The organism is Micromonospora sp. NPDC051925 (assembly GCF_044548625.1).
GTDB lineage: Bacteria > Actinomycetota > Actinomycetes > Mycobacteriales > Micromonosporaceae > Micromonospora.
Map to the genome: position 1 here is coordinate 271,723 of NZ_JBIUCH010000004.1, position 12,244 is coordinate 283,966.

The 12,244-nt window shown below is 71.4% G+C and carries 10 protein-coding genes; all 10 read right to left on the reverse strand.

All coding sequences use genetic code 11. From position 1 onward, the window contains the following. Positions 1–25: 25 nt before the first annotated feature. Entirely contained in the window at positions 26–697 is a 672-nt protein-coding gene (locus ACIG87_RS07660; protein WP_396849116.1) for a TcmI family type II polyketide cyclase, read from the reverse strand. A gap of 16 nt (positions 698–713) precedes the next feature. Further along, positions 714–2,003, reverse strand: a complete 1,290-nt coding sequence (locus ACIG87_RS07665; protein WP_396849117.1) for a cytochrome P450 — start codon at positions 2,001–2,003, stop codon at positions 714–716. Beyond that, the gene (locus ACIG87_RS07670) at positions 2,000–2,320 is read right to left on the reverse strand and encodes a putative quinol monooxygenase (protein ID WP_396849118.1); all 321 of its coding nucleotides are present in this window, start codon (positions 2,318–2,320) and stop codon (positions 2,000–2,002) included. Before ACIG87_RS07670 ends, ACIG87_RS07665 begins: the two co-directional genes overlap by 4 nt. After that, positions 2,317–4,596: an FAD-dependent monooxygenase gene (locus ACIG87_RS07675; protein WP_396849120.1), complete on the reverse strand. Its 2,280-nt coding sequence runs from the start codon at positions 4,594–4,596 to the stop codon at positions 2,317–2,319. The genes ACIG87_RS07670 and ACIG87_RS07675 overlap by 4 nt, the downstream gene beginning before the upstream one ends. 252 nt (positions 4,597–4,848) lie before the next feature. Further along, a complete protein-coding gene (locus tag ACIG87_RS07680; protein ID WP_396849122.1) occupies positions 4,849–5,871 on the reverse strand; it encodes a LacI family DNA-binding transcriptional regulator in 1,023 nt (340 codons plus the stop codon). Positions 5,872–5,877: 6 nt separating this feature from the next. Then, positions 5,878–7,383 carry an L-arabinose isomerase gene (gene araA / locus ACIG87_RS07685; RefSeq protein ID WP_396849123.1) on the reverse strand — a complete coding sequence of 502 codons (1,506 nt, stop codon included), beginning with the start codon at positions 7,381–7,383 and terminating at the stop codon, positions 5,878–5,880. A 31-nt stretch (positions 7,384–7,414) separates the two neighbouring features. Next, positions 7,415–8,407, reverse strand: a complete 993-nt coding sequence (yjfF, locus tag ACIG87_RS07690; protein ID WP_396849125.1) for a galactofuranose ABC transporter, permease protein YjfF — start codon at positions 8,405–8,407, stop codon at positions 7,415–7,417. Next, positions 8,404–9,474, reverse strand: a complete 1,071-nt coding sequence (locus tag ACIG87_RS07695) for an ABC transporter permease (protein ID WP_396849127.1) — start codon at positions 9,472–9,474, stop codon at positions 8,404–8,406. The genes yjfF and ACIG87_RS07695 overlap by 4 nt, the downstream gene beginning before the upstream one ends. Beyond that, positions 9,471–11,015: a sugar ABC transporter ATP-binding protein gene (locus ACIG87_RS07700; RefSeq protein WP_396849129.1), complete on the reverse strand. Its 1,545-nt coding sequence runs from the start codon at positions 11,013–11,015 to the stop codon at positions 9,471–9,473. Before ACIG87_RS07700 ends, ACIG87_RS07695 begins: the two co-directional genes overlap by 4 nt. Positions 11,016–11,077: 62 nt before the next feature. Next, positions 11,078–12,088: an ABC transporter substrate-binding protein gene (locus ACIG87_RS07705; RefSeq protein ID WP_396849131.1), complete on the reverse strand. Its 1,011-nt coding sequence runs from the start codon at positions 12,086–12,088 to the stop codon at positions 11,078–11,080. Positions 12,089–12,244 lie beyond the last annotated feature (156 nt).

The following is a 12,244-nucleotide window of genomic DNA, read 5'->3' on the forward strand; positions in this document are numbered from 1 at the left end:
CCGGGCCCCTGTCGGCCGACCGGGCTCAGTCCTCGGCCCGCCACCGGTAGAACTCCTGCGCCACCGCGTCCACCGGGCTGCCCCAGGTGTCCGGGTCGTAGGCGCTGATGTACGGGCTGAGATCGTCCATGATCTTGGCGAAGGCCGGCTGGTCGTGCCCCTGCCGGACGGCCCCCTCGAACGCCTCGCCGGTGCGCTCCAACACGTGCAGGTAGACGTCGTCGATCGAGTACAACCACCGCCCGGTGACCCCCATCCGGGCGGGCAGCGGGCCGGCGTCGGACTCGGCGAAGATCTGCGCGACGGTGGGTTCCGCGCCGGGCTTGATCCGGGCGACGATGACCGTCCGGCTCGGCTCGCCCGCGTCGGCCGACGGCTCGGCCGGCGCCCACCGGTAGAACTCCTTCGCCACCGAGTCCGACGGGTTCTTCCAGTCCCTCGGGTACGGCGTCACGTACGGGCCGATCTTCTCGGCGATCTGTTGGAAGGCGGGCAGGCCCCGGGTCTGCCCGGTCACCTTCGGGTCCGCGTTGCGCTCGATCAGGTGGATGTAGAGGCCGTGGAAGGACAACAGGGTCCGCCCGACCACGCCCAGGTCCTGCGGCCGGGTGGTCCGGTCGTAGTACCCGAACACGTCGGCGACGGTGCGCTCGCTGCCCGGCACCATGCGACAGACGATCACGTTGCGGAAGGTCATCGAAGCTCCTCAGGGATCAGACGGTAGGGGTCGGCTCGGTGGGACGGGGACGGCGGGCCGGCGGGTACGACACCGGCGGCGCGGCGGCGGTGAACCGGACCGGCAGCTCCAGCAGGCCCCGGAACGGTGATGCCGCCGGCAACCGGCGCAGCTCGGCGGCCGGCACCGCGAGGCGCAACCCGGGCAGCCGGCGCAGCAGCGCCGCCAGACCGATCTGGGCCTCCATCCGGGCCAGCGAGACCCCGAGGCAGTAGTGCACGCCGTGGCCGAAGCCCAGGTGCGGCCCGCGTACCCGGCGCAGGTCCAGCCGATCCGGGTCGACGAAGTGCGCCGGGTCGTGGTTCGCCGCGTTGAGCACCACGCCGACGATCGACCCCGCCGGGATGCGTACCCCCCGGTATTCGACGTCCTCGGTGGCGACCCGAGGGCTGGCCACCGGCAGCGGACCGTCGAACCTGAGCAGCTCCTCGATCGCCGAGGGCAGCAGCTCCGGGGTGTCGCGCAGCAGGTCGAGCTGGTCGGGGTGGGTCAGCAGGGCCACCGTCGCGTTGCCCAGGAAGTCCGCGGTGGTCTGGTGGCCGGCGAACAGCAGCAGGAACGTGGTGGTGACCAGCTCCGGTTCGGAGAGCTTCCCGGCCTGGTCACAGGCGTCGATCAACGAGCTGATCATGTCGTCGGCCGGAGCGGCGCGCTTGGCGGCCACCAGCTCCGCCAGGTAGTGGTGCAGCCGCACCTGCGCCTCGCCCACGGCCGCCCGCTCCAGCGCCGGGCTGCGCCCGGACGACCCGGAGGTCCGGATCACCTGGGTCCAGTCGAGCACCCGTTGCTGGTCGGCCCGGGGCACCCCGAGCAGTTCGCAGATCACCACCATCGGCAGCGGGATCGCGAAGTCGTGCATCAGCTCGGCCCGCCCCTGCGTGACGATCCCGTCGATCAGGTCGTCGACGATCTGCCGTACCCGGGGTCGCAGCGCCTCGATCCGGCGCGGCGCGAACGCCTGCGACACCATCCGGCGCAACCGGGTGTGCTCCGGCGGGTCCGAGTTGAGCATGTTCCGGTTCAGGGCCTCGGAGTTCGGGCCGAAGATCTGGAGGTAGTGCTGACCGGGGCCGTAGAGGTCCTTGGACAGCCGGGGGTCGGTCAGCGCCGCCCGCGCGTCGTCGAACCGGGTGAGCAGGTACGAGTCGAACCGGGGCGAGCTGACCGGGCAGACCGGCGCGTCCGCCCGGAGCCGGGCGAAGGACGGATACGGGTCGGCGGCGAACTGGTCGGTGTAGAGCTGCGACGCGGGCACGGGCTCGGTCATCTCGTCTCCTCCGCCGCGCTGGGCATGGTGTGCAGCACCTGGTAGGTGTGCCGCTCGGCGGATTCCCGCAGCTCGCGCACCACCCGCAGCAGCCGGTCCCGGTGTTCGCTGCGGCCGAAGGCGTCCAACCGTTCCCGGTCCGCCCAGTCGCTGATGATCAGGTAGCTGCGCGGGTCGTCGGCGTCGCGGACCAGATCCTGCCGCAGGCACCCGTCGAGCAGCCGGATCTGCGCCGCCGCCGAGAGCCACTCCGCCTCGAACCGCTCCGCGCAGCCCTCCCGGGTACGCATGGCGAGCACGGTGCGCACCGCCGTCATCGGGCACCACCGAAGACCAGGTGCAGGTTCTTGCGCAGCGCGTCGGGGTCGATCGGCTGGCTGCGGAAGCCGACGTGACCGTCCGGGCGGATCAGGTACAGGGCGACGCCGGTCACCCCGTACCGCGACCGGAACTCGCCCCCGGCGTCGCGCACCACCGGCGGCGCGAGCAGCCTCGGATCCTCGGCGTCCGGGCTGAGCAGCAGGTACGCGTCGACCTCGCCCCGGGTCTGGGCGCGGATGTCGGCGCAGAGCCCCGGCACGGCGGCCACCTCCGCCGGCGCGGCCGACGCGTCGGCGTAGACCAGCAGGGTGTGCCGGGTGCCCCCGGTCAGGTCGCGCAGTCGCAGCGGATGCCCGACCCCCTGCCGACACAGCCCACCCAGGTCGGGGGCGCGGTCGCCGGGGCGCGGGCCGACGCGCAGCGCGTCGGGATCGGTCACGCACTCGCCGACCAGCGGGCTGTCGGCGTAGCTGAGCAGCAGGGACATCTCCTGGAGGAACTGCCGTTCGAGGTCGGCACGGTCCAGTTCGTCGGTGAACGCCATCCGCACCGCGCGGCCGACGATCTCCTCCCCCTCCGGGCGTCGTTCGGCCTCGTAGCTGTCGAGCAGCCCGGGGGCGGCGACACCCCGGACCGCCAGCGCCACCTTCCAGGCCAGGTTCCAGGCGTCCTGGATGCCGGTGTTCATCCCCTGCCCACCCGCCGGCGGGTGCAGGTGCGCCGCGTCACCGGCCACGAAGACCCGGCCGTGGCCGTACCGGTCGACGATGCCGTGGCTGATCCGGAACACCGACGACCAGCGCAGGTTCGACGCCCGGGTGCCCGGCGGGGCCAGCCGGTCCAGCGCGGCCTGCACGTCGTCGAGGGTCGGCTCGGCCAACTCCTCGCTGAACCCGGGTGGGGCGTCCTTTCCGCCGGTCTGGGCGAAGAACCGGGGCGGCGCGAGGGTCGCGAGCCGGTACCGGCCCTCCCCACGCAACGGGACGCAGACCAGCATGCCGTCCATCCGGCCCTCGGTCTCGTGGAGGAACCGCAGCAGGTGCCCGTCCGGCATGTCCCAGTTCACGTCGACGTCGGCGAGCATGAACAGCTGCGGGAACCGGCCCAGCCCACCCGAGAACGTCAACCCGAGCAGTTCCCGCACCCGGCTGTGCGCGCCGTCCGCGCCGACGAGGTACTTCGCCCGTACCGTCTCCGTGCCGCCACCGGCCAACGCGAGGGTGGCCAGCACACCGTCCACGCCCTGGGTGAAGCCGGTCAGCTCCGCCCCGCGCTGGGGCCGTACGCCGAGGGTGGCCAGCCGGTCGGTGAGGATGCGCTCGGTCTCGTACTGGGGCAGGCCGAGGTGCGCGTACGGCAACCCCGGCAGTTCCCAGCTCATCCGGTGGGTCTGCGTGCCGTTGACGAACACCACGTTGCCGGTGAGCCAGTTCCCGGCGTCCATCGCCTCCCGCACGATGCCCTGCTCGGCCCAGATCTCCATGGTGCGGCAGTGCACGCCGATCGCCTTGTCGGCCTGCGCGGGCGGCGCGACCAGCTTCTCGACCACCCGGCAGTCGATGCCCCGCCGGGCCAGCTCGACGGCGACGGTCAGCCCGGTCGGCCCCGCTCCGACGATGAGTACGTCCGTTGTCGTGTGCACGTCGGTCTCCCTACCGGTACTGGCTGCCCGGTCGACGCCGGGATGAGCCGCGAGGTGGAACAGTCGGCGTCGGAAGTCGAGCAGGAACGGCGCGATCGGCCCGGCCTCCTCCCGCGCGTGGGCCGGGTTGGCGACCCAGCGGTGGAACTCCGCCTCGGTGCGCCACTCGGCGAAGATGTGGTGGACGTCCGTGTCGGGTTCGCGCAGCAGGTCCTCGCGCAGGTAGCCGGGCACCCCGGCCATCCGCGCGGTGACCTCGGCATGACCCCGGCGGAACTCGGCGAGCCGGGCGGCCGGCACGGTGACCTCGACGTCCACCAGGATCGTCTGGTGGTCACCCGGCTCGTCGCGCATCACCCGGTGGTCCTCGACGGTGGACGCCTCACACCCGGCGCGCAGGGCGTCGGCGAAGCGGGCGGCCACCGGGCCGTTCTCGTAGTCGAGCAGCGCGGCGTCGTCGGTCCACTCGGTGACGACGACGAACGTGTGCGGGTCGTCCGCGTCCAGGAGCAGGTCCCGCCGCAGGTTGCCGGGGAGCACGCCGATCTGCGCCGCGGCCGTCCGCCAGGCGGACCGGACGGCCTGTTCGGCACCGGGGCGTGCGCGGACCCGGAGCATTGTCCTGATCATGGGTTCTCCCTCGACGGCCTGCCCGTGACGCGGGCCCCGACCGCCGGCACCTCGACCGGCGCGTCGTCCGTTCGACCCTGTCGCAGCGCGCGTCACGCGGCCGTCACCGAGGGGCTGTCCCGGGTCGCCACCCGTTGACGCCGCCGGGACGGACCGGCCGGGACGGCCTCACCCTGGAGCGGGCAGCAGCACCGGGACTCCGGCCCCCGTCAGCGGCAGCGCGCGGCCCGGACCCGGCGGTCACGCACCTGCTCAGAGGCGGCGGTTGCCGCTGCTCGCGCGGACGACCAGGACCGGCTCGACCTGGGGCCGGGGGGTGCCCGCGCCGGTGCCGTCGAAGAGTTCCAGCAGCGCCGCCACGCACCGGCGGCCGACCTCGTCGAAGTCCTGTCGCACGGTGGTCAGCGGCGGTGAGAGGTACTCGGCTTCGGGAATGTCGTCGAAGCCGACCACGCTGACGTCCTCGGGAATCCGGGCGCCCCGCTGGTGCAGGGCGCGCAGCAGACCGAGCGCCTGGTGGTCGTTGGCGCAGAACACCGCCGTCACGTCGGGGCGTTCGACAAGCGACCGGCCCAGCTCGTAGCCGGCCCGGGGGCTCCAGTCGCCGACGATGACCGGCGGGACCGGGCGGCCCGCCTGTTCCAGGGTCTGCCGCCACCCGTCGACCCGGTCCCGGGCCTCCAGCCAGTCGCGGGGCCCGGCGATGTGCCACACCGTCTCGTGCCCGAGGTCGAGCAGGTGCCGCACCGCCAGCCGGGCGCCGGCCACCTGGTCGACGGAGATGCTGGGCAGTTCACCGCGCTCCCCGCTGGCCTCGGCCACCACCGCGGGCACCCCGGTGGGCAGGCCGTGCACGGCGACCGACGCCGTCATCATCGGGGTGATGACGACGACGCCGGCCACCGACTGTTCGGTCAGCGCGTCGATGGCGGACCGCATCCCGCTACGGTCCAGCCGCTCCACGGTGACGATGCTGATGCCGTATCCGGCAGCGCGGGCGGCCCGCTCGATGCCCAGCAGCGTGGCCGCCGGCCCGAACAGGATGGTGTCGAAGCTGACCACGCCGATCACCCGGGACCGCCGGCCGGCCAGCCCCCGGGCCAGGGCGTTGGGCCGGTAGTTGAGCTGGTGCACGGCACGCAGCACCCGCTCCCGGGTCTCCGGCCGAACGCTCGGATGGTTGTTGAGCACCCGGGACACGGTCTGGTGCGACACCCCGGCGAGTTGCGCGACGTCGCTCATCACCGCGGCGCGTTCGGGCCGCTGCTGGCCCATGGCAGCTCAGAAACCCCGGGCCAGGCGGTAGTAGGCCTGGTTCCAGCGGAGCTCGTCGGCCAGCCGCCGGGGGGTCGTGTCGGCGTCGATGACGACCAGTTCGGTGCTGACCATCTCGGCGAGGTCGTGCAGTTCCTCGACCCCGACGGCCTGGGACAGCACCGTGTGGTGCGGGGCACCGGCGGTGAGCCAGGCCTCCGCCGAGGCGGCGAGGTCCGGCCGGGGCCGCCACACCGCCCGAGCCACCGGCAGCTTCGGCAGCGGGTACGGCGGGGCGACCACGTCGATCTCGTTGGCCACCAGCCGGAACCGCTCCCCCATGTCGGCCAGGCCGAGCACCACCGCCGGGCCGGACTGGGCGTCGAAGACCATCCGCACCGGATCCTCCCGCCCGCCGATGCCCAGCGGGTGGATCTCGACGTTCGGGGTGGCCGCCGCGATGCTCGGGCAGACCTCCAGCATGTGCGCCCCGAGCACCAGTTCCCGGCCCGGGGTGAGGTCGTAGGTGTAGTCCTCCATGAACGAGGTGCCACCGGTGGTGCCGACGGACATCGACTTGAGCGTGCGCACCAGCACCGAGGTCTTCCAGTCCCCCTCGCCGCCGAAGCCGTACCCGTCGGCCATCAGCCGCTGCACCGCGAGACCGGGCAACTGCCGCAGCCCGCCCAGGTCCTCGAAGTTGGTGGTGAAGGCGCGGAACCCGCCGGCGTCGAGGAAGTCCCGCAGCCCCGCCTCGATCCGGGCGGCGTAGCGCAGCGAGTCGTGCCGGTCACCGCCGGAGCGCAGCTCGGCGACCAGTCGGTAGCTGTCGTCGTACTCCTTGACCAGGTCGTCGATGCGGGCGTCGGCGACGGCGTCGACGGCCTCGACCAGGTCGTTGACCCCGTAGGTGTTCACCGAGACGCCGAAGCGCAGCTCGGCCTCGACCTTGTCCCCCTCGGTCACCGCGACGTCGCGCATGTTGTCGCCGAAGCGGGCCAGCCGCAGCGACCGCATCTCGGCGTGCCCGATCGCGGCCCGGGTCCAGGCGCCGATCCGGGCGGCGACCCGGGGGTCGCTCACGTGCCCGGCGACGGTCTTGCGGGCGACCCCGAGCCGGGTCTGGACGTACCCGAACTCCCGGTCACCGTGGGCGGCCTGGTTGAGGTTCATGAAGTCCATGTCGATCTCGGACCAGGGCAGTTCCACGTTGGCCTGGGTGTGCAGGTGCAGCAGCGGGGTACGCAGCGCGTCCAGTCCGGAGATCCACATCTTGGCCGGCGAGAAGGTGTGCATCCAGGCGATCACCCCGACCGCGCCCTGCACGGCGGCGTCACGGCAGACGGCCAGGATCTCGGCGCTGGAGGTGAGCACCGGCTTCCAGACCACCCGGGCCGGGACGGCCGGGTCGGCGTCGAGCCGTTCGGCGATCCGCCGGGACTGCTCGGCCACCTGGCGCAGGGTCTCCGGGCCGTACAGGCCCTGGCTGCCGGTGAGGAACCAGACCTCGGCGGCCGGGGATGGGTTGGTCATGGGCGTTGCCTTCCGGTGGGACTGGCGAGGGTCACTTGGTACGGATGCCGATGAGGCGCTGGAGCAGGATGAACACGAACAGCAGGCCACCAATGACGATCTTGGTCCACCAGGAGTTGAGGGTGCCGTCGAAGGTGATCAGCGTCTGGATGACACCGAGCACCAGCACCCCGAGCAGGGTGCCGAAGACGTAACCGGACCCGCCGGTGAGCAGGGTGCCACCGATGACGACCGCCGCGATCACGTCCAGCTCCATGCCCACCGCGATCAGCGGGGCCCCCGACAGGGTGTAGAAGGAGAGCAGGATCCCGCCGATCGCCGAGCAGAGCCCGCTGATGGTGTAGACCGCGATCTTCGTACGCGCCACCGGCAGGCCCATCAGCAGCGCGGACTGCTGGTTGCCGCCGATGGCGTACACGTTGCGGCCCAGCCGGGTGTACGCCAGCACGGCCGCCCCGATCGCCAGCACCGCGAGGGCGATCAGCACGCTGATCGAGACGAAGTTCTCACCGAGATGGATCCGGTGCTGGGCGGCGGTGGTCCAGAAGCCGTCGGTGATCGGGATCGAGGTGGTGCTGATCCAGGTGCACATGCCCCGGGCGAAGAACATCCCGGCCAGGGTGACGATGAACGGTTGGATGTCGAAGAAGTGGATCACGCAGCCCATGGCGAAGCCGAGGGTCGGGCCGATCAGCAACGCGATCAGCAGCACCAGGGCGGGGTGCAGGCCGTCGCCCAGCAGCGAGGCCGACACCATCGCGGTCATCGCCACCACCGACCCGACCGACAGGTCGATGCCGCCGGTGAGGATCACGAAGGTCATCCCGACCGCGACGACCAACAGGAAGCCGTTGTCGATGAAGACGTTGAAGACGACCTGGATGTTGGAGAACGCGCGGTATTGGGAGACGCCGATGGCGTACATCACCAGCAGCAGGGCGAGGGTGGCCAGCACCGGCACGTGCCGGGGTGGCACCCGCCACCAGGCACGTCCCGCAGGGGCGGCCAACGGGGTCGTGGTCATGCCGGAACCTGCTCCTTCTCTGTACCGACCGGCTCCACCGGAGTCACCGGCACGCTGCGCCGACGGCGGAACCGCGCCCGGAAGGCCGGGGCCTGGATGAGGCAGACCACGATCACCACGACCGCCTTGAACAGCAGCGCCGTCTGCGGGTCGATGTTCATGGCGTACACCGAGGTGGTCAGGGTCTGGATGAGCAGCGCGCCGATCACGCTGCCACCGAGGTAGAACCGACCGCCGGCCAGCGCGGTGCCACCGATGACCACGGCCAGGATGGCGTCCAGCTCGACCCAGAGCCCGACCGCGTTGCCGTCGGCGCTGGAGACGTTCGCCGTCATCATGAACCCGGCGATCGCCGCGCAGGCGGCGCTCACCACGTACACCAGGAAGGTGATCCGGCGGGAGCGGATGCCGGCCAGCCGGCTGGCCTCGGCGTTGCCGCCGACCGCCTCGATGATCATGCCGAGCGCGGTGCGTCGGGTCAGCACCGCCACCAGCAGGGTCACCGCCAGGGCGATGATGATCGCGAACGGCAGGGTCAGCAGGTGCCCCACCCCGATCACCTTGTAGGGCTCGCTGTTGATGGTGATGATCTGCCCTTTGGCGATCAACTGAGCCAGTCCCCGGCCGGCCACCATGAGGATCAGCGTGGCGATGATCGGTTGGATGCCGATCCCGGCGACCAGGATGCCGTTCCACACGCCGAGCAGCAGGGCGACCCCGAACGCGATCGCCACCGCGGTGAGCACCACGGCCAGGCTGTTCTGGTCGGGCTGCTCGCTGATGTAGAGGCAGGCCACCGCGCCGCTGACCGCGGCCACCGCACCCACCGAGAGGTCGATGCCGCCGGTGGCGATCACCAGGGACATCCCCAGGGCGACCAGGATCAGCGGGGCGCTGAGCCGGACGATGTCGACGAGGCTGCCGTAGAGGTGACCGTTCTTCAACTCGACCGACAGGAAGCTCGGCCGGTAGATGACGTTCGCCACCAGCAGCAGCACCAGCACGACCAGCGGCCAGAAGAGCCGGTGACCGGTGACGCCCGCGAGGCGGACCCGTGCGGTGCTCATGCCGGCACCGTCCCTTCCTGCGAGCTGCCGCTGGCGATGGCCTGCATGATGCGGGCCGCGTCGAGGGTGTCGTCGTTGGTGAGCTCGCTGACCAGCCGCCGGTCGCGCATCACCGCGACCTTGTGGCTGAGCCGGAGCACCTCCTCCAGCTCGGCAGAAATGAACAGCACCGCCATCCCGCCGTCGGAGAGCTGCGCCACCAGGCGCTGGATCTCGGTCTTGGCACCGATGTCGATGCCCCGGGTCGGCTCGTCCAGGATCAACAGCCGGGGCTCGGTGATCAGCCAGCGGGCCAGCAGCACCTTCTGCTGGTTGCCGCCGGAGAGGTTGCGCACCGGCATCTCCGGGTCGGCCGGCCGGATGCTCAGCGCCTTGATCCAGTGCTGGACCAGCTCGTCCTGCCGGCGTCGGGCCACCGGCCGCAGCCAGCCCCGGGCCGCCTGCATGGCCAGGATGATGTTCTCCCGCACCGACAGCTCGCCGACCAGGCCCTCGGTGCGGCGGTTCTCGGAGCAGAACGCGATGTCCCGGTCGATGGCGGCCACCGGGTTACGGATCGTCACCGGGGTGCCGTCCACGGCGAGCCGGCCCTGGTCGGCGCGGTCCGCGCCGAAGAACAACCGGGCCACCTCGGTACGTCCCGAGCCGAGCAGCCCGGCCAGGCCGACCACCTCCCCCTGGTGGATGGTGAGGCTGAACGGCGCCACGGAGCCGGACCGGCCGAGCCCGTCGGCCGCCACCACGGGGGTGCCCGCCTCGAGGGCCGCCCGGTCGCCGCTGGTGGCCTCGTCGAGGCGTTCCAGGGCGTCCAGCTCCTTGCCGATCATCTTCTCCACCAGCGCGATCTGCGGCAGCTCGCTGGTCGCGTACTCGCCGACGAGGCGGCCGTTGCGCAGCACGGTGATCCGGTCGGCGATGGCGTACACCTGGTCGAGGAAGTGGGTGACGAAGATGATCGCGATACCGTCGTCGCGGAGTTGCCGCATGATCCGCATCAGCTGGGCCACCTCGTCGGCGTCCAGGCTGGAGGTGGGCTCGTCGAGGATCAGCACCCGGGCCTTGATGTCCACCGCGCGGGCGATCGCCACCATCTGCTGTACGGCCAGCGAGTAGCTGCCCAGCAGCTCGGTGACGTCGATGTGCAGGTCGATGCGGGCCAGCAGCTCCTGCGCCCGGCGGCGCATCTCGCGCCAGTTGACCGCACCGAGGCGGCGCGGCTCCCGGCCAATGTAGATGTTCTCCGCCACCGACAGGTTGGGCAGGAGGTTGACCTCCTGGTAGACGGTGCTCACCCCGGCGGCGGTGGCCTGCATGGGGCCGGCGAAGGAGACCGGGGCACCGTCGAGGGTGATGGTGCCGGAGTCGGTGCCGTAGACGCCGGTCAACACCTTGATGAGGGTGGACTTGCCGGCGCCATTCTCGCCCATCAGGGCGTGCACCTCACCGGGGAAGAGCCGGAAGTCGACGCCGTCGAGGGCGCGGACCCCGGGGAAGATCTTGCTGATCGCGGTCATCGTCAGGACCGGATGCCTCTGCGACATCCCACCGAACCTTTCCTCGGAAGCGGAGGCCGCCGCACCGAACGCGGCGGCCTCCGGTCGGATCAGTACTTCCGGTTCGGCAGCGCGGCCTTCGCCTGCTCCTGGGTGAAGGTGGTCTCCTCGGTCTCGACCCGGGTCGGCACCGTCTCACCGGCCTTGACCTTCTTGGCCAGGTCCATCAGCTGCGGGCCGAGCAGCGGGCTGCACTCGGCGATGAAGTTGAACTTCCCGTCCGCCAGCGCCTGCATGCCGTCCTTGACCGCGTCGACGGTGATGATGGTGATGTCCTTGCCGGGCACCTTGCCCGCCGCGGTGATCGCCTCCAGCGCGCCCAGGCCCATGTCGTCGTTGTGCGCGAAGAGCACGTCGATCTTCGGGTTGGCCCTGAGGAACTGCTCCATGACCTGCTTGCCGCCGGCCCGGGTGAAGTCACCGCTCTGCGAGGCGACGATCTTCAGGTTGGGGTTGGCGGCGATCGCCTCGGCGAAGCCCTTCTTGCGGTCGTTGGCCGGCGCCGCGCCGGTGGTGCCCTGGAGCTCGACGATGTTCACCGGGCCGGTCGCGGACTGCTTCTCCTTGACCAGCCACTCACCGGCGAGCTTGCCCTCCTTGACGAAGTCCGAGCCGATGAAGGTCTTGTAGAGGGTCTTGTCGGCCGAGTCGACGGCCCGGTCGGTCAGGATCACCGGGATCTTGGCGTCCTTGGCCTCCTTGAGCACGGTGTCCCAACCCGACTCCACCACCGGCGAGAAGGCGATCACGTCCACCTTCTGCTGGATGAAGTTGCGGATCGCCTTGATCTGGTTCTCCTGCTTGCCCTGCGCGTCGTCGAACTTCAGATCGTAGCCGGCCGCGGTGGCGGCTTCCTTGATCGAGTTGGTGTTCGCCGTGCGCCAGCCGCTCTCCGCGCCGACCTGCGAGAAGCCCAGGACGAGCTTCTTGCTGTCGCCGCCGGTGTCGCTGTCGCCGCCGGTGTCGCTGTTGCCGCAGCCGGCGAGTCCGCCGGCCAGCAGGCCGACGGCGAGCATCGCGCCGAGGCCACGCCGGGTGAGGGTAGGACCGGTCTTCGCCATGTGAAGACTCCTTGTACGGGGATGAGGTGGGGGATGGTGCTGCTTGCGGAACGGCCGGCACGGCACGCCGAGCGGATCGGCCGTTCCAGGGGTGGTGCATCGGGTTGCGGTGGATCGACCGAACCGCCGGGGCGGGCCGGTGGCGAGGACGGGCGA